We start from the raw sequence: 23985 nt of genomic DNA, 5'->3' as shown, positions 1-23985 counted from the left end.
CCCCGTCAGCCCCCGACGTAGGCGGCGAGGTGCTCGCCGGTGAGCGTCGTCGGTCGGGCGGCGACCAGCTCGGCCGGGGTGCCCTCGAAGACCACCCGGCCGCCGTCGTGCCCGGCGCCCGGACCGAGGTCGATGATCCAGTCGGCGTGCGCCATGACCGCCTGGTGGTGCTCGATGACGATGACCGACTTCCCGGAGTCGACCAGCCGGTCCAGCAGGCCCAGCAGCTGCTCGACGTCGGCCAGGTGGAGACCGGTCGTCGGCTCGTCCAGGACGTAGACGCCGCCCTTCTCCGCCATGTGCGTCGCCAGCTTCAGCCGCTGCCGCTCACCGCCGGACAGGGTGGTGAGCGGCTGCCCCAGGGTGAGGTAGCCGAGCCCGACCTCCGCCATGCGCGCCAGGATCCGGTGCGCGGCCGGAGTGCGGGCCTCGCCGCCGCCGAAGAACTCCTCGGCCCGGGACACCGGCATCGCGAGCACCTCGCTGATGTCGCGGCCGCCGAACCGGTACTCGAGCACCGAGGCCTGGAACCGCCGGCCCTCGCACTCCTCGCAGGTGGTCGCGACGCCCGCCATCATCGCCAGGTCGGTGTACACGACGCCGGTGCCGTTGCAGGTGGGGCAGGCCCCCTCGGAATTGGCGGAGAACAGCGCCGGTTTGACTCCGTTGGCCTTCGCGAACGCCTTGCGGATCGGGTCCAGCAGACCGGTGTACGTGGCCGGGTTGCTGCGCCGGGAGCCGCGGATCGGGGTCTGGTCGACCGACACCACGCCCTCGTGCGCCGGGACCGACCCGTGGATGAGGGAGCTCTTGCCGGAGCCGGCGACGCCGGTCACCACGGTCAGCACGCCCAGCGGCACGTCGACGTCGACGTCCCGCAGGTTGTGCGTGCCCGCGCCGCGGATCTCCAGGGCGCCGGTGGGCCTGCGCACCGCGTCCTTCAGGGCGGCCCGGTCGTCCAGGTGCCGGCCGGTGAGGGTGCCGGCCGACCGCAACGCGTCGACGCCGCCCTCGAAGCAGACCGTGCCGCCCGCGGTGCCCGCGCCGGGGCCGAGGTCGACGACGTGGTCGGCGATCGCGATGACCTCCGGCTTGTGCTCCACGACCAGCACGGTGTTGCCCTTGTCCCGCAGCCGCAGCAGGAGTTCGTTCATCCGCCGGATGTCGTGCGGGTGCAGACCGGTGGTCGGCTCGTCGAAGACGTACGTGACGTCGGTCAGCGAGGAGCCGAGATGGCGGACCATCTTCACGCGCTGCGCCTCACCGCCGGAGAGGGTGCCCGAGGACCGGTCCAGGGAGAGGTAGCCGAGGCCGATCTCGACGAACGAGTCGAGGGCCTCCCGCAGGGCGCCGAGCAGCGGAGCGACCGACGGCTCGTCCAGCCCGCGCACCCACGCGGCCAGGTCCCGGATCTCCATCGCGCAGGCGTCGGCGATGGAGATGCCCGCGACCTTCGACGCGCGGACCGCCTCGCTGAGCCGGGTGCCGTGGCACGCGGCGCACTCGGTGAAGGTCACCGCCCGGTCCACGAAGGCCCGGATGTGCGGCCGCATCGCCTCCCGGTCCTTGGCGAGGAACGACTTCTCGATCTTCGGGATCAGTCCCTCGTAGGTGAGGTTGACGCCGTTGATCTTCACCTTGGTCGGTGCGCGGTACAGGAAGTCGTGCCGCTCCCGCTCGGTGTACTCGCGGATCGGCTTCTTCGGGTCGAAGAAGCCCGACTCCCTGATCACCCGCACCACCCAGCCGTCGCCGGTGTAGCCGGGAACGGTGAACGGGTCCTCGGCGAGCGACCGGGAGTCGTCGTAGAGCTGGGCGAGGTCGATGTCGGAGACCGAGCCGCGGCCCTCGCAGCGGGTGCACATGCCGCCGGTGCGGCTGAACGTCACCTTCTCGGTCGTCGTCCGCTCCGAACCGCGGTCGACGGTGAGCCCGCCGCTCGCGCTGACCGAGGCGGTGTTGAAGGAGTACGCCCCGGGCGGGCCGACGTGCGGCTCGCCGAGCCGGCTGAACAGGATGCGCAGCAGGGCGTTGGCGTCGGTGGCGGTGCCCACGGTGGAACGCGGGTCTGATCCCATCCTCCGCTGGTCGACGGTGATCGCGGTGGTCAGCCCGTCCAGGACGTCGACCTCGGGCCGGGCGAGCGTGGGCATGAAGCCCTGGACGAAGGCGCTGTACGTCTCGTTGATCAGCCGCTGGGACTCGGCGGCGATCGTGTCGAACACCAGGGAGCTCTTGCCCGAGCCGGAGACACCGGTGAACACCGTCAGCCGCCGCTTCGGGATCTCGATGCTGACGTCCCTGAGATTGTTGGCGCGTGCGCCGTGCACGCGGATCCGGTCGTGGCTGTCGGCGGCGTGCGGCGCGTACGGCTGTGCGGTGGCCCTCGTGGCCTCGGTCATCGGGTCTCCGTAAGTTCTTGGGCGGCCCGGGAGGGCCGGATGCGGCTGATCGGGTCTTGCCCGTCGTGGCTGCCCCGGGTCCCGGCCGGAGGAATCGCCGGTCCCCCTCTCCCGCGCGGGAACCGCTCCTTGAGACCGACACGCTAACCGCGGCGCCGCCCCGCCCGCTTCTCGATTCCCGACCGCTCCGGCACCGCCGACCGCTCGGGGACCGTCGACCGGTCGGGGACCGTCGACCGCTCGGGGACCGTCGACCGGTCGGGGACCGTCGACCGGTCGGGGACCGTCGACCGGTCGGGGACCGTCGACCGGTCGGGGACCGTCGACCGGTCGGGGACCGCCTACCTTGGACCGTCGACCGCTCCGGACCGCAGGACCGGACGCGGAGTCCCGGCGCGGCGGCCGTCGGCCGTCGGCCGTACGGCGGCTCGATCCGGCCCTGAACCGACCGTCTCCGTTCGACTACAGTTCGGGACGTCGTACACATGGACGGCTCTCGGGGGAGGTCGAGGTGGCGGTGACGTCCGGCGCTGTCTGGGGCCGTGCCGAGCAGCAGGACTTCCGCAGCCGGGTGCGGGGGACGCTGCTCGGGGTGGCCGTCGGCGACGCGCTGGGCGCGCCGGTCGACGCGCTGGACGCCGAGGAGATCCGCCGGGCCTGCGGGCCGGAGGGCGTCGTCGACCTGCTCCCGGCGTACGGGCGGCGCGGCGCCGTCACCCACGTCACTCAGCTCACCCTGTTCACCGTGGACGGGCTGATCCGCGCCCAGGTCCGCCGCGACACCGGGGCCTGGCACCCGCCGACCGACCTGCACCGCGCCTACCGGCGCTGGGCGGCCACCCAGCGGGACTGGGGGCCGGACGAGCGGCGCAAGGACGACGGCTGGCTGGCCCGGGAGGAGTGGCTGTACGCCCGCCGCGACCCCTCCCGCCCGCTGCTGCTGGGCCTCGGCGACGACACCATGGGCACGCTCGACGTGCCGAAGAACCCCGGGGCGGCGGGCCCGGAGCCGGCCGCGCGCTCCGCGCCGTTCGGGCTGCTCGTCGGCTGGGAGCCGCAACTCGTGGTGCAGCTCGCCGCGGAGTGCGCCGTCCACACCCACGGCCACCCCACCGCCCACGTCGCGGCGGGCGCGTACGCCGCCGTCGTGCACGGCCTGGCCCGCGGCCGGAGCGTGGACGCCGCGGTGCGGTCGGCACTCGCGCTGCTGGCGGACCGGCCCGGCCACGCGCCCGTCTCGGCCGCCCTCCGACACGCGCTGGGCGCGGTGCGGCAGGGTGCGCCCACCCCGGGCCGGGTGGAGGAACTGGTCGCGGACGGCACCGCCGACGGAGTGCTCGCCGCCTCCGTGTACTGCGCCCTGGTCGCCGAGGACGTGCGGCACGGGTTGCGGCTCGCGGTCCTGCAGTCGGGGCCGTCCGGTGCCGCGGCCGCCCTCACCGGCGGACTCCTCGGCGCCCTGCACGGCGAGACGGCCCTGCCGCCGGCCTGGCTGGCCGAGCTGGAGGGCCGGCCGACGGTCCTGGAACTCGCCGACGACTTCGCCATGGAGATGACCCAGGGCGCCGCCCTGCACGGCCCGTCCGGCGCGTCCCCGGGCTGGCTGGCCCGCTACCCGCGGGCCTGAGCGCCCGCCCGGAGCGCGGACCGCGGTCGGGTACCGGCGCCGGCCGCGGCGGCCCGGGCCGGTCCCGCCGGCGCGGGCCGCCGGCGACCGCCGGGCCCGGGCCTGGCCCTCACGGCTGCTTCAGCTCGTCCGGACAGGGGGTGCCGCGGGGGAGCTGGTAGGGCGACGCCAGCCGGTAGGTGCCCGCCTCCGGAGCCAGCAGCACCGTCCACCGGTCGCCGTCGGCGTCCTCCTCGCTCTTCATCAGGCAGCCGTTGACGTTGTCGTACGTCTTCGGCGCGTCCTCGGCCCGGTGCTTGGAGCGCTCGGTCTCCTGCGGCGGCTTCAGGCTCTTGCCGTCGGCGTCCACGATGCTCAGCCACGGCGAGTACGGGATGCGGACCAGGACGCGGCCCGGCCGGCCCACCTGGATCGTCCACTCGCCCTGCTCGGCCCGCTGCACGACCGCGTGCGGCTCGGCGAGCGGCCGCGGGTCGGTCACCTCGAACAACTGCCAGTTGGCGTCGCCCCACACCTGTCGCAGATACGGCAGCCCGCGCTGCACCAGCTCCCGCTCGCGCTGCCCGCCGTTGCCGTCCGGCTCGTCCTTCGGCAGCACCACGAAGTGCACCGCCCACCGCTGGAGCCACTCGTGGTAGTTCGCCGAGTTCAGCGTGTCGTCGTAGAAGAGGGGGTTGCGCTCCATGTCGGCCTGGCGGTTCCAGCCGCGGGCCAGGTTGACGTACGGCGCGAGCGCGGACGCCTCGCGGTGCGAGCGGGCCGGGACGACCTCCACCCGGCCCTTCTCCGCGCCCGCCCCCTGCAACTCGTTGACCAGCGGGGCCAGCTCGTGCGACCAGGAGGCCGCCGGGGCGGTGTGCACGATGTCGTCGCCCGTCTTGTAGCCGATCCAGACCACGAAGCCGACACTCGCCAGCACGACCGCGTACCACTGCCGCGAGCGCGGCACGGCGAAGGGCAGTGCGGCGATCAGCGCCACACCCGCGAACAGCATCGCGAGCCGGGTGATGTTCGAGCCGATCTGCGAGCTGATCAGCCAGACCAGCAGCACCGAGAGCCCGTACACCGCGGCGGTGATCCGCACGGTGTGCCAGGCGCGCGGCACGACGAGGAAGACGATGGCCGCGTACACCAGCGGCAGGACCGCCGAACCGAACGACATCGGCTGGGTGCCGGAGAACGGGAACAGCCAGGCCGACAGCGCCACCACCGCGGACGGCGCCAGACCGAGCGCCCAGGCGCCCGGGAACCGCTTCTGCAGGAACAGCGAGACCGCGACCAGCCCCAGGAACAGGCCGGCCACCGGCGACGCCAGGGTGGACAGCGCGGCCAGCGGCGCGGCGCACAGGGCCTTCGCCCACCGCTTGTAGCGCCAGCGGTGCGGCCAGCAGAACACCACCGCGACCGCGCCCAGCGCGAACATGGTGCCCAGCCCGAACGTCACCCGCCCGGACAGCGCGTTGCACAGGAAGGCGAACACCCCGGCCAGCGCCGCCCACAGCGGATTGCGCACCGAGCGCCTGCGGACCAGGATCAGGGCCAGCAGCCCCGACGACACCGTCCCGGCGATCACCATGGTCGTACGGACGCCGAGCACCGACATCAGGTACGGCGAGACGACGCTGTACGACACCGGGTGCATGCCGCCGTACCAGGCGAGGTTGTACGCGGAGTCGGGGTGCCGGCCGACGAACTCGGCCCAGGCGTCCTGCGCCGCGAGATCGCCGCCGCCGTTCGCGAGAGTGAAGATCCAGACGATGTGCAGGACGCCGGCGAGCACCGTCACGGACAGCACGGGGTGCCGCCGCAGCCGCTCGCGCAGGGCGAGGGCGGCCGCTCTCGCCCGGTCCGCGGCGTCCCGGACGGCCTTCCCGTCCCGGTCCGGGGTGTAGCCGTCCTCCGCGTGCCCGTCCGTCGTCATGTCCCGGTCCGCCGCGTCACTGCCGTGCGGGATGCCGTGGCGGTCGCCGTGCGGGCCGGCGGCCGGCGGCGGTATTCGCGGTCCGCCGGTACGGCCCGGACCGGTGTCGTCGGACGTGTCGGCTCCGCAGTGGCCACCTGAAGGCACTCCCCGTGTCCTGTCTTCTCTTCTCGGCCGTGCCCCGCCCCGCCGGCTTCGACCTGTCCCGTTTCGTGACGCTAGCACGCACCCCGCGGCGCGCGGCGGCCGAGCGTCCGCTTCCCCGGCCGCCCCGCCACCGGGCGGCCGGAGCCGCCGCGCCCGGCCCGCCTCTCAGCCGATCCGGGTCAGTTTGTCCGTGAAGCCGGGCTCGACCAGGTCCTTCTGCAGGGCGACCGGCACCTGCACCGCACCGCTGGTGCCGCCGTCGCCCACGGTGAGCGTGCCGACCGAGGTGCCCGCCGGGGCGGAGTGCGGCAGCTCCTTCGGGACGAAGGACAGCTTCACCCTCAGTCCCGTCCAGCCGACCGCCGTGACGTCCTTCGTGGCGACCACCGGGGTGCGTCCGCCGAGGCCGTCGTCCACGTACCCGACGATGTCGCCGCGCTTGAGGATCGTCGCCGACTGCAGCGCGTCCTGCGCGGCCCGGATCAGCTTGTCGCCGCCGTCCAGGGCGGCGCTGAGGATGGTGTTCCCCGGGCCCCCGGCCGGCTGGCGCACCACCGCGCCGATGATGGTCCGTGTCTCGCCGCCCACGTCCTTCGTCGCCGCGAACACCAGGTTGCCCAGCGCCGAGGTGGTGGTGCCGGTCTTGATGCCGACGACGTGGTTCCGGCCGACCAGGCGGTTCCAGTTGGAGTGGTTGACACCCCGGTAGTCGTCGTACGACATCATCCTGGCGACCTGGGCGAAGGCCGGCTTCTTCATCGCCTCCTTGGCCAGCTTGACCTGGTCCACCGCGGTGCTGATCGTGGTGTTGTTCAGCCCCGAGGGGTCGGTGTAGGTGGTGTTCGTCATCCCGAGGTCCGCCGCGGCGGCGTTCATCTTCGCCACGAACGCCTTCTCCGACCCCGCGTCCCAGCGCGCGAGCAGCCGCGCCACGTTGTTCGCGGATGCGATCAGGAGGGCCTCCAGCGCCTCGCGCTCGCTGATCGAGTCGCCCGCGACCACGTCGACGGTGGACTCCCGGCCGGCGTCCGCCTGGTCCTCCGCGGTCTGGTCGATCTTGATCATCGGGCCGTCGGCGCCGGAGGCGAGCGGGTGGTCGCGAAGGATCAGGTACGAGGTCATCACCTTGGCCACGCTCGCGATCGGCACGGGCTTCTGGTCGCCCGAGGAGCCGAACGAGCCGATGCCCTGCACGTCGAGCGCCGCCTGTCCGTGCGCGGGCCACGGGATGTCGACCGCGCCGCCGTCGAAGGTGTAGCTCGACCGGGCGGTGAGGTCGAGGGTGGGCTGCGGCAGCGGGCGCAGCGACTGCGCGACCGCGAAGGCGATCACCAGCAGCAGCACCAGCGGCGTCCAGATCTTGATCCGGCGCATCGCCGTGCGCAGCGGCGTCTGCGGGGGCGGCGGGGTGTTCGTCAGCTCCGCCAGCAGGTCCAACGGGGGCTTCGGCGGCAGCGGCTGCTGCGTGGTGCGTTCCGGGCCGACCCGGCGGAAGGCGGCGGTGGCGTCCCCGGGGGCACCCGCCGTCCCGCGGTCGGCGGGCTCGTCGAGGGGCCGGAGTGCGACGAACTTGCTGGTGCGTTCGCTCTCGGGGGCGGGAGCCGGGGCGGGAGCCGGGGCGGGAGCCGGGGCGGGGGTGCGGTCGGGGGTGCGGCCGGGGGCGTCCGCGGGAGCGGAATCGGAGGTCCGCTGCGACCCGGGAACCTTGAGCGTGGTGGTCGGCCGGTCGACCGCAGGTTCGGTCGGGCGGCGGGGGCCCAGCTTCAGCATGGTGGTCGGCTGGTCGACACCGTCGCCGGTGCCGCCGGCGCCCTTCCCGCCCGCGTCCTTCCCCGCGGCGCCCTTCCCGGCGGCGGGGCCGTCCTCGCCGCCGCCGGTGCCCGGACCGGTCCCGGGTTCCGTGCGGCGCGGACCCCGGTCCCCGCGGCCGGCGTCGCTCGTCGCGCTGTCCCGGGCGGGTGCCGAGCCCCGGGCGCCGGTGCGCGGCGCCGGGGCGTCCGCGGATGCGCCCTTGGCGGGCTCCGCGGCGTCCGCGGCGGTCCGTGCCTCCCCCGCGGCGTCCGCGGCGGAGCGGGGGGCGTCCTCGGCGTCGTCGCCGGGGTCGGCGTCCGCGTCCGGGGCGGGCTCTCCGGCGGTGCCGGTCCGCTCCTCCGTCCCGCGCTCCGCGGCGTCGGATGCCGCGTCCTTGCCGGCGCCGGCGGTGCCATCGCCGGCCGAGGCCACCCACGCGGCCACGGCGGCCCGCAGGCGTGCGTCGCCCTCCGAGTCCCGGCGCCCGGTGCCCCGGGCGCCGGACGCCCCGTCGGAGCCGTCCTGGCCCCCGCCCTCCCCGGAGCCGGTGCCCTTCCCGGAGCCGCCCGGGCCGCCCCCTTCCTCGGCGTCTCCGGAGCCGGAGGCGTCCTCGGCCTCTCCGGGGCCGTCAGGGCCCTCGGTGTCCGCCGCGTCCGCGGCATCCGCGGCATCCGCGGCATCCGCGGCACCCTCCGGGGCCGTCACGCCCTCGGAGCCCTCCGCGGGCCGGTCGGCGTCCGCCGAGCGGGCGTTCGCGGGGCCCGGCCGCCGGGGCAGGGCGCCCGGAGCGCCCGCAGCGTCCCCTGTGTCCTCCGCGTCCTCGGCTCCGGGTGAGCCACCGGGCTCGGCCGGAGCGTCTCCCTCGGCGGACTCACCGGATTCACCGGACTCGCCGGACTCGCCGGATTCACTGGACTCGCCGGATTCACCGGACTCGGCCGTCCCGGCGTCCGCGGTGGCCCGTTCGTCCCGCGGGCCGTCACCGGACCTGCCGAGCACGGACAGCATCCGGGTGGGCTCGTCCCCGCCGCCGGTGGCGGAGGGAGCGGCCGAAGCCGGCTCGCGGGACACCGCGAGCCGCGGGTCGAGAGACGCGCGCCGCTCCTCCCCCCGTGACTCGGGAACCGCTGGGGCGCTCCCCGGCGTCGGTTCTGCCGACGACTCGCGCTGCTTCGAACTGTCGGGGGACTCGCCCGCCACCGATGCCTCCTCCATGCGCCGCACGCCCTCCGCGCGCTTCCCAACGTGAATCGCCGCCCGGACCACCGCCCCATGGCACTGTCCGAACCATGTAACAGTGTCCTGTGTGGGAGCTCGACCGATGCGGTAGACGAGAACGACATACCTACTGGTTCCCTTACAAACAGGTCACGCACCCTCGACAGACCAATGTGAGAGGGGTCACCCTGTCATTCATCCACGCGGGGAGGCATGGATGGGCAGGAGCCGCAGAACACTTCCGGAGGAGCTTCTGCTGCTGGCATTGGACCCGACCACGGGTACCACTGCACAGCCGCAGTCGCTCGACCTCGGTCTGGCCGGAGCGCAGCTGGTCGAGCTTGCACTGGCCGGGCGGATAGCCCCAGACGGGGATCGTATCGCCGTGGTCGTGCCACGGCCGACTGGAGATCCGACTTTGGACTGTGCGTTGGAGTTGCTGCGAAGGCGCGGCGCTCCGGTACGCGCTGTGAACTGGATCGGCGGGCCGCGACTGGGCCTGCGTCAGACCTACCTCTCGCATCTCGAGCGGTGCGGCATGGTGCATGCCGTCGCCGGCCAGATGTGCGGAGTGCTGCCGACGACCCGGTACCAGGCGACGGACAACGCCATCAGCCGGGAGATCAGGGCCCGGCTGGACTCGGCGATCCGCACCGGCGTGCCGCCGGATCCGCGGACAGCGGCGCTGGCGGCCCTGGCGCACGCGGTCGGTCTGGGCAAGCACCTGTACCCGGGGAACGAGGGGCGCTCGTCCCGGTCCCGGCTCAGGGACCTGATCCGGCACGACCCGATGGGCGGACTCGTGGCGCACGCCGTGATGGACGTCCAGAACGGTGTCGCGGCCCAGCCGCGCCGCGGCTCGGCTCCGGCCGGGCGGCCGGCCGGAGCGGGCTCGAGGCCGGTGTCGGAGCCGGCCCGCGGGGTGCCGTCGCAGCCGCGCCACGGTGCGATGGCGCGTGTGGTGGCCCACTGACCCACCGCTGACCCCGGGCCCGCCGTCTCGACCGCGCACCGCACCACGCGCACCGCACCACGCGCACCGCACCACGCGCACCGCACCACGCGCACTGCGCACTGCACCACGTACCGTGCGTCGCAGCACGGACAGGACCCGTTCGGGAGCCGCCGCGGCCCGCTCGGGGCGGCACGACCGTACGCCGTCAGGCAACGGCCGCGCCGCCCCGAGCGGTCGCATGTCCGGGGAAGGCCCCTCGGGCGGGGTCCGCCGCGGAGGTCCGCGGGGCGGGAACCGCACCGCCGGCCCCGGGAACCGCACCGCCCGACCCCGGGTGACGCTTCGTCCGGTCCCGGTGTGACGCGCCGTCCGGCCTGCCGCGGCGCCCGTGCCGCCCGGCGCGTTGTCGCCGTGCGTGGGAACAGTTGACCGACGGCCGCATATCCACGGTTCGCCAGCGGTAGGAAGCACCTTGGTGGCAGTCTGCTCAGCAGCAGATACGTAAAGTTGCAGGCAACCAGGCAGCAGCCGGAGGTGCACGTCCCGTGGCGTCCAATGTCAATCCCACCGTCAGGAGACGCCGGCTCGGCCAGGAGCTGCGCAGGCTCCGCGAGCTCAAGGGCATGACGGCGGAGGAGGTGGCGGAGCGGCTGCTGGTGTCGCAGTCGAAGATCAGCCGCCTGGAGAACGGGCGCCGCAGCATCAGCCAGCGCGACGTCCGCGACCTGTGCAGCGTCTACGAGGTCGAGGACCACCGGATCGTGGACTCGCTGATGCAGATGGCCAAGGACTCCCGCCAGCAGGGCTGGTGGCACTCGTTCGGCGACATCCCGTACAGCGTCTACATCGGACTGGAGACGGACGCGGCGAGTCTGCGGGTGTACGACCCCCAGGTGGTGCCGGGTCTGCTCCAGACCCGGCAGTACGCGGAGGCGCTGATCGCGGGTGCGCTGCCGGAGACGGCGCCGGCCGACGTCGAGAAGCGCGTCCAGGTGCGGATGCGCCGGCAGGAACGAATCACCGCCCCGGAGAACCCGCTGCGGCTGTGGACGGTGCTGGACGAGGCGGCGCTGCGCCGGGTGGTCGGCACCAAGGCCCTGATGCGCGAGCAACTGGAGCACCTGGTCGAGCAGTCGCAGCTGCCGCATGTCACGGTGCAGGTCATCCCGTTCGACATGGGCGCCCACCCCGGCCTCAACGGCCAGTACGCCATCCTGGAGTTCCCGGACGCGGCCGATTCCAGCGTCGTCTACATCGAGGGCGTCACCAGCGACCTTTACCTGGAGAAGGCGAACGACGTCCAGAAGTACAGCGTGATGTACGAGCATCTGCGGGCGCAGGCGCTGAACGTCGAGCAGTCGCGCCAGTTCATCGCCGACATCGCCAAGGAGTACGCCCGCTGAGGGTCCCGCCGGGGCCGTGCGGGACACGTGTGGCCTCCCTGGCCCCGCCCGTCCCCTTGCTCCATCCGGTCCCCGGGTTTCCCTCGGTTCCCCGGCACCCCTTGGGCAAGAAGGGGCGCACGGTACACCCTTGCCTAGCCGGAACGGAAGTCTCCAATGGAATATGCCATCTAACGAGTGAATAGTCGCTTCGTAAGCCGATGTTGGCGAGTAGCGTCGATCAGGCCATCGAGCAACAGGGTTGGCGCAAACCGAGCAAGTCGACACCAGGCAACACGGAGCAGAAATGGCAATTCGTCAGGGCATCACGGACACCTGGACCAAGTCCTCGTACTCCACAGGCAACGGCGCCTGCGTGGAGGTCAAGTCCCCGGTCGTCGCGGCCATGGCCGTGCGCGACTCGAAGGTCCCCGAGGGGCCCGTCCTGTCCTTCCCGGCGGGAGCGTGGCAGGCCTTCGTCTCCTCCGTCAGGGCGTAGGGAGGGCTTTCTGAGACCTGTCCGACTCTCCGTCCGGAACGACAACCGCACACACACCACGGGAAGAGCCCTCTCGACCAGTCCGCCGTCCTAGCCGAGGGGGCTCGGCCGTGCCCGCCGGGTCCGGCGGGCACGCGGACTCAGCCGATCGCCCGCTCGATCGCCGCGACCACCTCGGCCGCCTCCGGCTCGGTCTGCGGGGAGAACCGCGCCGCGACCCGGCCGTCCCGGCCGATCAGGAACTTCTCGAAGTTCCAGCGGATGTCGCCGCTGTGCCCCTCCGCGTCGGCGGAACCCGTCAGCCGCTCGTAGAGCGGGTGCCGGCCCTCCCCGTTGACCTCCACCTTCTCGGTCAGCGGGAAGGACACGCCGTACGTCGCCGAGCAGAACGCGGCGATCTCCTCGGCACTGCCCGGCTCCTGCCCGAGGAACTGGTTGCAGGGCACTCCGAGCACCGTGAAACCGCGCTCCGCGAACCGCTCCTGCAACCGCTCCAGACCGGCGTACTGCGGAGTCAGACCGCACCGCGAGGCCACGTTCACGACGAGCACCGGCCGGCCCGCGTACTGCTTCAGCTCGGCGGGGCCGCCGGTCAGGGCCCCGATCTCCACGTCCAGGGGGAAGGAATCGTCCGTAGTCGTCATGCGCGGATGCTAACTCCGCCGCCGGGTGCCGGTCCGGAGGAGGTGGGCTGTCAGCGGCGGAGGATGCCGAGCGCGGTGGCGGCGGCGACGGCGGAGGTGCGCGAGTCGACCCCGAGCTTCGCGTACACGCGGGCCAGATGTGACTTGACGGTCCCCCCGGTCAGGTGCAGGCGCTCGCCGACGGCCTGGTTGGAAAGCCCCTGCGCGACCAGGGCGAGCACCTCGGTCTCCCGGGGGGTCAGGGCGGTGCCCGGGGTGCGCAGCCGGTTCATGAGCCGCTCGGCGACCGCGGGGGCCAGCGTGGTGCGGCCGGCGGCGGCGGTCCGCACCGCGGCGGCGAGTTCCTCCGGCGGAGCGTCCTTGAGGAGGTAGCCGGTGGCGCCGGCCTCGATGGCGGGCAGCGTGTCGGCGTCCGAGTCGTAGGTGGTGACGATCAGCACCCGCGGGGCGTCCGGCCGGGCGGTGATCCGGGCGGTGGCCTCGGCGCCGCCCATTCCCGCGCCGAACTGCAGGTCCATGAGGACGACGTCGACGTCGCCGCCGGCGGCGCGGGCGACGGCCTCCTCGGCGGTGGCGGCCTCGGCGACCACGGTGAGGCCGGGTTCGGTCTCCAGCACGGCGCGCAACCCGGCCCGTACGACGGGATGGTCGTCGGCCAGCAGCAGGCGGATCGGGGCGTCGGTCACGGGCGGGCCTCGGGAGGGGTCTCGGCGGGCGGGGGCAGGGGCAGCCGGGCGGTCAGGGCGGTGCCCCGGCCCGGCGCGGACTCGACGGTCAGGCTGCCGCCGAGGGAGTCGGCACGGGAGCGCATGGCGGCCAGCCCGAAGCCGCCGTCCGCGGGGGCGGAACCGGACAGCCGGTCGGTGTCGAAACCGGCGCCGTCGTCGTCGGCGGCGAGGGTGACGTGGTCGCCGGCGTAGCCGAGCGTCAGGTGGGCGGTGGTGGCACCGGCGTGCCGCACGGTGTTGGCGAGCGCCGACTGGGCGATCCGCAGCAGGGCGACGTCGTACGCGGTCGGCAGCGGCACCGGGGTACCGCTGAGGTGGAAGTGCGCGGTGAGGCGGTGGCGGGCACCGGTGGTGGCGCACAGGCGCTCCAGGGCACCGGCCAGGGTGGTGCCCTCCAGGGCGGGCGGGGTGAGCGCGGCGACGAAGCGGCGGGCCTCGGCGAGGTTGTCCACGGCGGCCCGGCGGGCCTGCACGACATGGCGCTCGGCGTCTTCCGGGCGGGCGGGCAGCGCGCGCTCGGCGGCCCGCAGCAGCAACTGGATGCTGGTCAGCCCCTGGGCCAGGGTGTCGTGGATCTCGCGGGCCAGGCGCTCCCGTTCGGCCAGGACGCCGGCGGTGTGCTGGGCGGCGGCGAGGTCGGCGCGGGTGGCGGTGAGCTCCTCGATCAGCCGGCGGCGGTGCTCGCTCTCCCGGTAGAGCGCCTGGTAGCCCCACACCACGGCGACGGCCACGGCGGCGCCCAGCGCGGGGCCGATCGCCATCGCGGGGCTGAAGGCGTCCTGGTGGGCGGCGAAACCGGCGGCCGCCGCGGCCGCGGTGGCCGCCACCGCGGCGAGCCCCGCACGCCGTCCGAGCAGGTGCAGCTGCAGGAAGTAGAGCGGGAAGGCGACCCACACGGCGTCCGCCGTCAGCGCCAGCAGCGCCAGCCAGACCGCGCCCACGGCGGCCGACCACAGTGCGGCGGTCCGCCGCGAGCGGCGGACGCGGAGCACCAGCGGCCCGGCCGCGTAGACCACCCCGCACAGCAGCGCCACGGCTGCGACCGCCCCGGCGTGCGGCAGGCCGTCCGCGGCGGCGCGGCCGGCGGCCAGCCCGAGCAGGCCGACGACCAGCAGGTGCAGGCACCAGGTGAGCGCGCGGGCGACCGGGGCCGGGGCGGCCGGGACGGGGGTGGAAGAGGTGCTGTTCACGATCCTGCCAGGCTACGGGGGCCCAGCGGATCGGGCCTCTGCCGAAAGGTACAACCGGTGCTCCCCCCTCCGGCCCGCGAAGTGCCGTCCTGCGCCGGATGCCCGCGAGGCACGTCCGCGGCGAGGCTGGCCCCCTGCCACCACCACCGGAGAGGACGGGACCGAGGCCGTGTTCGTCGCCTGGAGAGACCTGAGGTTCGCCAAGGGGCGGTTCGCCCTGATGGGGACCGTCATCGTACTGATCACCCTGCTGGTCGGGCTGCTGTCCGGGCTGACCGCGGGGCTGGGACGGCAGAACACCTCGGCGATCACGTCGCTGCCCGCCGACCGGATCGCCTTCGGCGCCCCCGGCCCCGGGCAGGGCCTGTCGTACGCCGACTCCACCGTCACCGAGGAGCAGTGGCGGCGCTGGGCACGGACGCCCGGCGTCGGCGGGGCGGAACCCCTCGGCATCACCCTGACCCGCGCCGCGGCGGGCGACCGCAGCGCCGGGGTCAGCGTCTTCGGGGTGCGGCCCGGTTCGCCGCTCGCGCCGGACAGCGCCCGGCTCGGCGACCGGAGCGCGGTGCTGTCCGCCGCGGCCGCCGACGCCCTGGGCCTCACCGCCGGTGACGCCGTCACCCTCGCCGGGCTGCGGCTGACGGTCGCCGCCGTCCGCGGCGACGCCCACTTCAGCCACACCCCGGTCGTCTGGACCGACCTCGACGTCTGGCAGCGCACCGCACCGCCCGTCGGCGGCGGGCGGCCGTTCGCCACCGTGATCGCGCTGACCACCGGGTCCGGCACCGATGTCGGCGCCGCCGACCGCGCCGCCGGGACCAGGACCGTCACCCGGAGCGGCTCGCTGTCCGCGATCGGCTCCTACACCTCGGAGAACGGCTCCCTGCAACTCATACGCGGCTTCCTGTTCGCGATATCGGCCCTGGTCATCGGCGCGTTCTTCACCGTGTGGACGATCCAGCGCAGCGGCGACATAGCGGTGCTGAAGGCGCTCGGCGCGTCCACCGCCGGGCTGCTCGGCGACGCCCTCGGCCAGGCCCTCGTACTGCTCGTCGCGGGCACCCTGCTCGGTACCGCACTCGCCGCCGCGGCCGGCGCCGCCGTCTCCGGTTCCGCCGTGCCCTTCGTCCTGGAGCCCGCCACGGTGCTGGTGCCGGCGGCGGTCACGGTCCTGCTCGGCGCGCTCGGGGCCGCGCTGTCCGTCCGCCGCATCACCGCCGTAGACCCGCTGACCGCGCTGGGGAGCGTCCGATGAGCCTGCACCTGACCGACGTCACCCTCACCTATCCGGACGGCGACACGCGGCTGACCGCGCTGGACCGGGTCAGCCTGCACGTGCCCCGGGGCAACGTGACCGCCGTCGTCGGCCCCTCCGGCTCCGGCAAGTCGAGCCTCCTCGCCGTCGCCGCCACCCTCGTCACCCCGGACGCGGGCACCGTCACCGTCGACGGGGCCGACACCGCCGGCCTGAGCCGCGCAGAGCTGGCCGAGCTGCGCCGGCACCGTATCGGCATCGTCTTCCAGCAGCCCCACCTGCTGCCCTCCCTCACCGCCGCGGAGCAGCTCCAGGTGATGGCGCGGATCGACGGCCGCTCCCCGCGCAGGGTGCGCGGCCGGTCCCTGGAACTGCTGGACGCCGTCGGCCTCGGCGAGCAGGCGCACCGCCGTCCGCACCAGCTCTCCGGCGGCCAGCGCCAGCGCGTCGGCCTCGCCCGGGCCCTGATGAACGACCCCACCGTCCTGCTGGTCGACGAACCCACCAGCGCCCTGGACCACGCCCGCGGCGCCGCCGTCGTGGACCTGATCACCCGTCTCACCCACGAGCGGGCCACCGCCACGGTCCTGGTCACCCACGACCGCACCCATCTCGGCGCCGCCGACCGGGTCGCGGAGGTCCGCGACGGGCGCCTCCGCCTCCTGCCCCCTGCCTGACGGCTCCTGCCGCCCGCCTGGCGTCTCCTGCCTGGCGCCTCCTGCCCGGCGGCGGGGCCGGCCGGGCGGCAGGAAGCGGGCCCGCCCCACGACGGCGCGGGCGGCCACCGCCCCCCGGCGCGCGTCACGACCGGTCGCCCTCGCCGGGGCGACCGGCGGGGGCGAGCGGCGTCGCTCCTCTGAGCGCGGGGTGGCGGGAGGGTCGCGCAGCGACCCGGCGCCCCGTCGTGCGTCGCCGCCCCGTCGTGCGTCGCCGCCCCGTCGTGCGTCGCCGCCCCGTCGTGCGTCGCCGCCCCGTCGTGCGTCGCCGCCCCGTCGTGCGACGCCGCCCCGCGACCGGCCTCGGGGACGGCCCGTTCGGAGCCGGCGCCTGCCGCGGGGCTCAGCTCCGCCACAGGGGCGGGCGGACCTGCTGGTCCTCGGACAAGGCGCAGCGGACGCCGTTGACTGCTTCGTGCCCGGCGATGTCCCAGCCGACCACACCGGGGCCGGTCCGGCTCAGCTCGACGACCCGCTCCCGCCGGGGCCCCGTCCCCGTGTCCACCGAGCAGTCCAGGACGGGCGCCCACGCATGCCCGTTGAGGCAGGAACCCAGCGCCACGAGCGGGAGAACAGCGGCGACGAGCAGGCTGAGCACGAGCGACGCGGTGCCCACCGGACCGCGCGGGCCGTCCCCGCTGCGCTGGTCGGCGACCACCCGCCCCACCCGCAGGCCGTACGCGATCAGCGCGGTGGCGACGCCCCAGCCCCACCCGTGCAGAGCCCCGACGAGGACACCGAAGGCCAGCGGAGCGGTCAGGGCCAGGGCGATCCCGCGGGCCAGGGCGTGTGCGCCGGCCGGCGGCGCCCCGCGGAAGCGGAGGGGGACCAGCCGGCAGACGACGATCGCCAGCACCGAGGCGAGCAGCGCGTCGGTCAGCACCATGCCGCTCAGCGCGTCGGTCCAGTTCTTGACCCCCGCGGTCAGGAACACCTCGCCGGCCGCCGCGCTGCTGCCGAGGGTCCAGGCGACCTTCAGCACCGGGAAGGCCAGCACCACGGCCCCGATCACGGCGCGGCTCGCCTGCCGCTCCCGGTCGTCGTCGAGGCGCGCGGTAGAGGTGAGGTCGGAGCCGGTCGTCACGCCGGTACTGTTCCTGCCCCCACGGCACCGAACCCGGGACCGCGCCCTCTTCCACCCGGTTGCCGGAACCGCGGACGTCCCCCGCCCGCTCACCTAACATGCCGTCATGCCCGAGCAGACAGCAGTGCAACGCATCAGCGCCGCCCTGTTCACCGCGCCGCGCCCGGTGTCCGAAGCGGTGGGCGTTCTGCCCGGCGCCGCGGGACTGTACGCCTGGTGGGCACCACCGGACACGCTGCCCTCGCTGCCCGGGCCCGCGAACCCCGCCGACGGCGCACGACGTCTGCTCTACCTGGGCAAGGCCACCCGGCTGAGGAGCCGGATCACCTCGAACCACCTGAGGAGATCCGGAAGTTCGACGCTGCGCCGGACCCTGGCCGGACTCCTCATGCCCACCCGGGAGTACCGGACCATGTGGACCGACCGGGTGGTCCTCGTCCCCGAGGACGAGGAGCGGCTCACCGCCTGGATGCACGCCCACCTCGCCCTCACCTGGGTCGAGCACCCCGACCCGCTGCCATGGGAAGGCGAGTTGGTGGCGCGGTGGGAACCGCCGCTGAACATCCTCGGCGCCGCACCGGGCGCCGCCCTCGACGCGGTCCGGGCGGCCCGTGCCCGCTACCGGGACAGCGCGGGCCCCCGGCCTCCGGCTCCGCCGCCTGCGACGCGGGCATCCCGGGGAACGCACGACGCCACGGGAAGGCCATGACGGGAAGTCGGCCCGACCGGCACGAGGAGGGCGCGGTCCCCTTCACGTCGCGGCTCACCTGGGCCCTGCCCGCGGGCGGTACGGCGGTCTGGGAGTCGCGTCCGGCGCGCAAGCGCGGAACGCTGACCGTGCGCGCCGAGGGCGCTGCCGAGGGGCGCCCGCGCACCGCGGACACCGTGTCACTCGTTCGGCTGGCCAGGCTGAACGGTGTCGCGGCCGCCTCGTTCTGCCTCGGCGGGCTCCTGTTCGCGCTCGGCGCCGGCCTCGCCCAGTACGGCACGGCCGGTCCCATCGCCGTCGCCTCCGTCTACTGCACGGGCGGCGTGTTCTTCACCGCCGGCGCCTACGCCTCCCTGCTGCAGGCGACCAACACTCCGCGCCGGGCCGACCACGGTGCGCTGCTCACCTCCGACTGGAAGTGGTGGAGCTACGAACCCGACCGCATCGACTGGACGAGCACCTTCGTCCTGTTCTCCGGAACGCTCGTGTTCGGCGTCAACCTCCTCGACTCGTTCATCCAGGGGCTCACCGTCGAGCAGATCAACCGGCTGATCTGGACCCCGGACCTGATGGGATGCGTCCTGTTCCTGATCTCCGGCCACCTCGCCTTCGGCGAGATCTGCCACGGCTGGCCCCGCCCGCGGCCGTGCCTGCGGGCGCGGAGCCTCGGCTGGTGGATCGTCGCGGTCAACCAGTTCGGCTCCTGGCTCTTCCTGGTCTCCGCGCTGGCCGCGTTCACCAGCCCGGAGACCGGCAACCAGCTCGACGCCGACATCGCCAACTGGGGGACCCTGGCCGGGGCGCTGTGCTTCACGGCCGGCGGAGCCCTCCAGTACTTCGAGCGCCCCGAGTCGGCCGGGGAGGGGTGAACCGCCGCGCTCCGTAGCGCAGTCCGGCCCGCGGGTGGACGATCCTGGACGGCGTGTGGGCGCTCTCCTCGCAGGGCCCACACCGCCACCGGACGGGTACGCTTCCCTCCGGAGGCGGGGGATGTTCGACGCGGTGGTGTTCGGCTCGGTCGCTGTGCTCTGCACGGTCTTCGGCACGTGGTTGGTCCGGCGGCAACGCCGCCGACGTGCCGACACCCTCGCGGGATGGGGCACCCTGGCCTTCGGCGCCGGGCAGTTCTTCCGCGCCGCCGCCGCTCCGGCCGGAGACCGTCAGCCCCTCGACTTCGTCCTCACCGTCTGTTTCGCGGTCCTCAGCGTGACCGGTTTCGTCCTGGTGGCCCGCAGCAAGGGCGGATCCCGGTACGGCGGTTACGGTCCCCGGTACGGGTACGGTCCCCGGGGCGGTCGCGGGTCCCGGTACGGTCGCGGCCGCCGGAGGCGCCGGAAGCTGCCGCCGATCCGCCCCTGAGGGGATACCTCCCGGGGAAGCACGGGAGAAGGCGACGGGGAGCGCCGCGCGCCGGCGTCCGCAGGCTCCCGCGCGTTCTCCGTTGCCCCGTCCGTTGACACCGGGTGCACTCGCTTCCATGATGATGGGAGCGCTCCCATAGGTGAGGTCGACACCCGTCCGCCCCGTCCGCCCCGTGCGTCACACGCCGATCGCCTCTCCGGTCGCTGATCGCCGGTCGCCGTCTGCCGGTCGCCGTCCGTTCCGGCAGTGCGGAACTCGGCCGCGGCGCTGCCGTCGGTCCATGCGGCCGAGCGGATCGGCGCCCGTTCTCCTCCCGTACCGCCGCGCACCGTGAAAGGATTGTCATGCTCACGCAAATACGCCGGGCTCGTGCCGCCGGTAGCGGTACCGGCCGCGTCCCCCGCACCGCGGCCGCCTCAGCCGCCGCGCTCGCCCTGCTGTCCCCGCTCGGCGCGGCCGGCCCGGCGTCCGCCGCCGGACCGGAGGCCCCCGCGGCGGACGCCGCCGTCCAGGTCAACACCCAGGCCGCGCTGGGGCACCTGCCCGACACCGCCCGCGGCGTCAACGCCGCCGTCTGGGACTCCCACATGAACGATCCCGAGGTCGCCGACCTGATGAAGGCCGCCGACGTCGGAGCGATGCGCTACCCCGGCGGTTCCTACGCGGACATCTACCACTGGCAGACGCACACGGCACCCGGCGGATACGTGGCCCCCGGCACCGGCTTCGACGCCTTCATGGGCACCGTAAGCGCCACCGGCGCCCAGCCGATCCTGATCGCCGACTACGGCTCCGGCACCCCCGAGGAGGCCGCCGACTGGGTCCGCTACGCGAACATCACCAAGAAGTACGGCGCGCGGTACTGGGAGATCGGCAACGAGATCTACGGGAACGGCCACTACGGCAGCGGCTGGGAGCACGACGACCACGCCGACAAGAGCCCGGGCGAGTACGCCCGCCAGGTCCGCGCCTACGCCGAGGCCATGAAGGCCGTCGACCCGACCGTCCGGATCGGCGCGGTCCTCACCACCCCCGGGTACTGGCCGGACGGCGTCGTCGCCGAGGGCGACCCGGGCGACTGGAACAACACCGTGCTCTCCCAGGTGGCCGACGTCATCGACTTCGTGAGCGTCCACTGGTACGCGGGCGGCTCCGACACCACCGCCGAGGACGCCACGGCCGCCCTGGCCGGACTCCCCGGCGAACTCCGGGAGGTGCGCCGCCAGATCGACAGGTACGCGGGCGCCGACTCACCGCGGATCGGCATCGCCCTGACCGAGGTCAACACCAACACCGGCGGCGCCCGGCTCACCGCCCGCCCCAACGGCCTCTTCGCCGCCGACGCGTTCATGACCGCACTGGAGAACGGCGTCTTCACCGTCGACTGGTGGAACACCCACAACGGGGTGGACCGGATCACCACCGTCGACGGCGAGACCGACTACGGCGACATGGGCATGCTCTCCAGCGGCGGCTGCTCCGACGACGTCTGCGAACCGGCCCCGAACACCCCCTTCCACCCCTACTACGGCATGAAGATGACCAGCGAGCTCGGCACCGCGGGGGACACGCTGGTCGCCGCCGACTCCTCCGCCCGGGACATCGCCGCCCACGCCGTGCAGCGCCGCGACGGGCGCCTGAGCGTCCTGCTCGTCAACCGGAACCCCGACGCCGCCCGGACCGTGGACCTCTCCTACGACGGCTTCACCCCCTCCGGCACCGCACCCGAGGTCAGCCGGTACGCGCCCGGTGACGGCGACGTCACCGCCGTCACCGGCGACGGCGCGTCCGCCTCCCGGGTCACCGTGCCGGCGCAGGGGATGCTCGCCCTCACCCTCACGCCGCGTGCCGGCACCGGACCCGCAGCCTCCGCGGCACAGGCGCCGGGCACGCCGCTGCTGGAGGCGGTGACCGACACCACCGCCCGGCTGTCCTGGCAGGGGTCCCAGGGCGCCGCCCGCTACCTCGTCCAGGCCCGCGAGGGCACCCACACCTGGCTGGTCGGCGAGGCCACCGGCACGTCCGTGACCCTGCGGAACCTCCCCCCGGGCAGCACCCACACGGTCAACGTGCTGGCGGCCGACGCCGCGGGACGCCTCTCCGCCCCGTCCGCACCGCTGACCTTCACCACCGGAACCCCGGCGGACGCCGCCTGCGCGGTGACCTACCACCCCGACACGAGCTGGGGGAACGGCTTCGTGGCGACGGTCACCGTCCGGAACCTCGCGGACACCCCGATCACCGGCTGGACCGTCGACTGGGACTGGCCGTCCGACGGGCAGTCGGTGTCCTCCGGCTGGAACGCCGGCTTCCACCAGTCCGGCCGGCACGTACGGGTGACCGCCCCCGAGGGCGCCGGGCCACTGGCCCCCGACGGCGGGTCGGCGGCCTCGTTCGGCTTCGTCGGCGCCAACGACGGCCCCAACCCGCAACCGACCGTCATCCGCCTCAACGGCACCGTCTGCTCGGGCGGCTGACCCCGTCCGGCCGACCCCGTCCGGCCGACCCCGTCCGGCCGACCCCGTCCGGCCGACTCCGCCAGGCCGACCCCGCCAGGCCGACCCCGTCCGGCTCCGGAGCCGGACGGGGTCGGCCTGGCGGAGTCGGAGTCGTCCGGCGGCTGAACCTGTCCGTCACCCCGGAATCGCCTGCTCCCCCCAGCACACCACCCGCACACCCCTGCTCCGCTGGCGTTGCAGCCGGCCGATCAGGGCGCGTGGGAGGGGGCGAGCACCTCGTCGAGCCAGTCGAAGACGCGTTGGTTGAAACGCGAGCGGTTCCAGCTCTCGCAGTGGCCCGCCGCCCCCTCGGCGGCGGAGAAGCGCATCAGCGTCTTCGGGCACCGCAGCGCCCCGTACAGACGTTCCGCCTGGCCGGCGAGTTGATCGCCCTCGGCCAACGCGACCAGCGTGGGACAGGCGATGCGGTCGACGACGTCGGACAGCCGGTAGCGGCCGGACTCGACCACGTACTCGCCCAGGCTTCCCAGGCCGTGCACCCACAGCGCACGCCGGACCAGCTTCCAGCGCGCGACCGGGTGCTCGACCACGGGAGCGAGGTGCGCGTCCAGCTCCGCGGGGTCCACGTCCGGCAGTGCGTCCCGCAGATCCCGTGGAAGCGGCAGCGCGTCCGTGACGCTGTCCAGCAGGTCCCACAGTCCGGGGTCCGCCACCAGCGCGGCCACCCGCGGTTCGCCGCTGACACCCCGTGGGGCGAGGTAGCCGCCGAAACTCCAGCCGATCACCGCCAGCCGGGTGCCGTCCACGCCCGGGAGCGTCACGGCGTGGTCCACGACGGCCCGGAGCACCGTCTCCCAGTCGGGACGCATGGTCAGACCCTGGTGGACCAGGGCCAGACCCTGGCCGGGCCCGTCGACCAGCAGGCAGTGATAGCCGCGCCGCACGGCCGGCTGGGCGTGGGCCCAGTACATCTCGTGCACGTCGGAGTCGTAGCCGTTGACCGCGATGACGGTGGGCCGGGGACCACGCCCCGGGGCGTGGTCCCGCGCCGGACAGAAGTAGCCGTCGAGGAAGCCCCCCTCGAACGGCACCCGGACCGGCCGCAGCGGCGGATCGCACAGCTCGGCGAAGCGGGCGAAGCAGTCCCGCTCGTTCCGTGCCGCCTCGGTGAGCCGGGGATCCACCGGAAGGCCGAACAGGGGATAGTACGAGACGCGCAGATAGGTGGCGGCCCGCAGCCAGGCCTCCCGGGCGCTCACCCGGTGGCCGGCCCGGTCGCTCTCCTCCGCCCACCCCCGCACCATGGCCGCGGTTCCGGTCCACTCCCGGTACCAGCCGTCGCTGTCGCCGTCGGTGATCCGCGCGGCCGTTGCCGCGCACTCGCCGTACTCCGCGCCACCGCCGGTCATCGTCGTCAGCGCGCGCTCGAGGAACATCTGGAACAGGGCGTCGTCGAAGAGCTTCACCGAGAGATCCCCGCGCTCGTGCCGTCATGCCCGGCCGGTAGGCCGCCTTCCCCGCCGGGCCGGCGGGGCATGTCTGTCTAGCACTGCCGCACCGGGGCCGCGGCCGCTTGCACCGGCAGTGGGCGTGGCGCCGTGCGCGGGCCGGGGCGCGCGGGGCCGGTCGGAGCGGGCGGAGCCGGCGGAGCGCCCGGGGCGTGCGGGACCGGCCGGGGCGCCCGCCCCGCCCGCCCCGCCCGCAGCCCGCGGGACCGCCGGGGCGGGTACGCCGTGCGACGGACCTCGATGGCCCGATGCGGTGACGTCCGGCACCGGCCCGCCTGCCGGGCGCCGTCCGCCGGGGAGTCAGCCGTTGGCGCGGGGCCGGTCGGCCGCGGTGTCCCGTCGTCCGTTGCCGCCCGAGCCGCCTGGAGCCCCGCATGCCGATCACCAC

General features: G+C 74.5%; 18 protein-coding genes. 10 read left to right on the top strand and 8 right to left on the bottom strand.

All coding sequences use genetic code 11. The annotated features are described in order from the left end of the window. Positions 1 to 5 precede the first annotated feature (5 nt). Positions 6 to 2402 carry an ATP-binding cassette domain-containing protein gene (locus tag ACL02U_RS18755; protein WP_412792009.1) on the bottom strand — a complete coding sequence of 799 codons (2397 nt, stop codon included), beginning with the start codon at positions 2400 to 2402 and terminating at the stop codon, positions 6 to 8. 511 nt (positions 2403 to 2913) lie between these two features. On the opposite strand from ACL02U_RS18755, the gene ACL02U_RS18750 reads away from it, so the two are divergent. Further along, positions 2914 to 4029, top strand: a complete 1116-nt coding sequence (locus ACL02U_RS18750) for an ADP-ribosylglycohydrolase family protein (protein WP_412792008.1) — start codon at positions 2914 to 2916, stop codon at positions 4027 to 4029. A 109-nt stretch (positions 4030 to 4138) separates the two neighbouring features. Here ACL02U_RS18750 and ACL02U_RS18745 read toward each other — a convergent pair whose 3' ends face one another. Next, positions 4139 to 5950 (bottom strand): MFS transporter, encoded by a 1812-nt coding sequence (locus tag ACL02U_RS18745; RefSeq protein ID WP_412792007.1) that lies wholly within the window; start codon positions 5948 to 5950, stop codon positions 4139 to 4141. A 312-nt stretch (positions 5951 to 6262) separates the two neighbouring features. After that, a complete protein-coding gene (locus ACL02U_RS18740; RefSeq protein WP_412792006.1) occupies positions 6263 to 9103 on the bottom strand; it encodes a D-alanyl-D-alanine carboxypeptidase in 2841 nt (946 codons plus the stop codon). 220 nt (positions 9104 to 9323) lie between these two features. Between ACL02U_RS18740 and ACL02U_RS18735 the strand changes: the two genes are divergently transcribed. The 3 genes from ACL02U_RS18735 (at position 9324) to ACL02U_RS18725 (ending at position 11942) form a co-directional block, all read left to right on the top strand. Next, positions 9324 to 10079, top strand: coding sequence for a GOLPH3/VPS74 family protein (locus ACL02U_RS18735; protein WP_412792005.1), 756 nt, complete (start codon positions 9324 to 9326; stop codon positions 10077 to 10079). Positions 10080 to 10606: 527 nt separating this feature from the next. Beyond that, a complete protein-coding gene (locus ACL02U_RS18730; RefSeq protein WP_412792004.1) occupies positions 10607 to 11464 on the top strand; it encodes a helix-turn-helix domain-containing protein in 858 nt (285 codons plus the stop codon). A 286-nt stretch (positions 11465 to 11750) separates the two neighbouring features. After that, positions 11751 to 11942 (top strand): DUF397 domain-containing protein, encoded by a 192-nt coding sequence (locus ACL02U_RS18725; RefSeq protein WP_412792003.1) that lies wholly within the window; start codon positions 11751 to 11753, stop codon positions 11940 to 11942. Between the two features lie 140 nt (positions 11943 to 12082). On the opposite strand, the gene ACL02U_RS18720 is transcribed toward ACL02U_RS18725, so the two are convergent. From ACL02U_RS18720 to ACL02U_RS18710, 3 genes are read right to left on the bottom strand one after another with little or no spacing between them, the layout of a single operon-like run. Then, positions 12083 to 12586 (bottom strand): glutathione peroxidase, encoded by a 504-nt coding sequence (locus tag ACL02U_RS18720; protein ID WP_412792002.1) that lies wholly within the window; start codon positions 12584 to 12586, stop codon positions 12083 to 12085. A 50-nt stretch (positions 12587 to 12636) separates the two neighbouring features. Then, a complete protein-coding gene (locus tag ACL02U_RS18715; protein ID WP_412792001.1) occupies positions 12637 to 13272 on the bottom strand; it encodes a response regulator in 636 nt (211 codons plus the stop codon). Continuing rightward, positions 13269 to 14504 carry a sensor histidine kinase gene (locus ACL02U_RS18710; RefSeq protein WP_412792000.1) on the bottom strand — a complete coding sequence of 412 codons (1236 nt, stop codon included), beginning with the start codon at positions 14502 to 14504 and terminating at the stop codon, positions 13269 to 13271. Before ACL02U_RS18710 ends, ACL02U_RS18715 begins: the two co-directional genes overlap by 4 nt. 169 nt (positions 14505 to 14673) lie before the next feature. On the opposite strand from ACL02U_RS18710, the gene ACL02U_RS18705 reads away from it, so the two are divergent. Both ACL02U_RS18705 and ACL02U_RS18700 read left to right on the top strand, forming a co-directional pair. Then, positions 14674 to 15759, top strand: coding sequence for an ABC transporter permease (locus tag ACL02U_RS18705; protein ID WP_412791999.1), 1086 nt, complete (start codon positions 14674 to 14676; stop codon positions 15757 to 15759). Continuing rightward, the gene (locus tag ACL02U_RS18700) at positions 15756 to 16436 is read left to right on the top strand and encodes an ABC transporter ATP-binding protein (protein WP_412791998.1); all 681 of its coding nucleotides are present in this window, start codon (positions 15756 to 15758) and stop codon (positions 16434 to 16436) included. Before ACL02U_RS18705 ends, ACL02U_RS18700 begins: the two co-directional genes overlap by 4 nt. 382 nt (positions 16437 to 16818) lie before the next feature. Here ACL02U_RS18700 and ACL02U_RS18695 read toward each other — a convergent pair whose 3' ends face one another. Further along, on the bottom strand, positions 16819 to 17559 hold the full coding sequence (locus ACL02U_RS18695) for a hypothetical protein (RefSeq protein WP_412791997.1): 741 nt from the start codon (positions 17557 to 17559) through the stop codon (positions 16819 to 16821). A 106-nt stretch (positions 17560 to 17665) separates the two neighbouring features. Here ACL02U_RS18695 and ACL02U_RS18690 point away from each other — a divergent pair, with 106 nt between their 5' ends. The 4 genes from ACL02U_RS18690 to ACL02U_RS18675 all read left to right on the top strand — a co-directional run bounded on the left by ACL02U_RS18690 (position 17666) and on the right by ACL02U_RS18675 (position 22107). After that, complete coding sequence (locus ACL02U_RS18690; RefSeq protein WP_412791996.1) at positions 17666 to 18268, top strand: GIY-YIG nuclease family protein; 603 nt, start codon at positions 17666 to 17668, stop codon at positions 18266 to 18268. Then, positions 18265 to 19137: a hypothetical protein gene (locus ACL02U_RS18685; protein ID WP_412791995.1), complete on the top strand. Its 873-nt coding sequence runs from the start codon at positions 18265 to 18267 to the stop codon at positions 19135 to 19137. The genes ACL02U_RS18690 and ACL02U_RS18685 overlap by 4 nt, the downstream gene beginning before the upstream one ends. Before the next feature lie 121 nt (positions 19138 to 19258). Beyond that, positions 19259 to 19627: a hypothetical protein gene (locus tag ACL02U_RS18680; protein ID WP_412791994.1), complete on the top strand. Its 369-nt coding sequence runs from the start codon at positions 19259 to 19261 to the stop codon at positions 19625 to 19627. A 347-nt stretch (positions 19628 to 19974) separates the two neighbouring features. Further along, positions 19975 to 22107 carry a cellulose binding domain-containing protein gene (locus ACL02U_RS18675; RefSeq protein WP_412791993.1) on the top strand — a complete coding sequence of 711 codons (2133 nt, stop codon included), beginning with the start codon at positions 19975 to 19977 and terminating at the stop codon, positions 22105 to 22107. A gap of 230 nt (positions 22108 to 22337) precedes the next feature. Here ACL02U_RS18675 and ACL02U_RS18670 read toward each other — a convergent pair whose 3' ends face one another. Beyond that, a complete protein-coding gene (locus tag ACL02U_RS18670; RefSeq protein WP_412791992.1) occupies positions 22338 to 23555 on the bottom strand; it encodes an alpha/beta hydrolase family protein in 1218 nt (405 codons plus the stop codon). Between the last annotated feature and the right edge of the window lie 430 nt (positions 23556 to 23985).

This window comes from Streptomyces sp. MS06 (assembly GCF_047200655.1).
Lineage (GTDB): Bacteria > Actinomycetota > Actinomycetes > Streptomycetales > Streptomycetaceae > Streptomyces.
The sequence above is the reverse complement of the archived record's forward strand: the minus strand, read 5'-3'. Positions and strand labels throughout refer to the sequence as shown.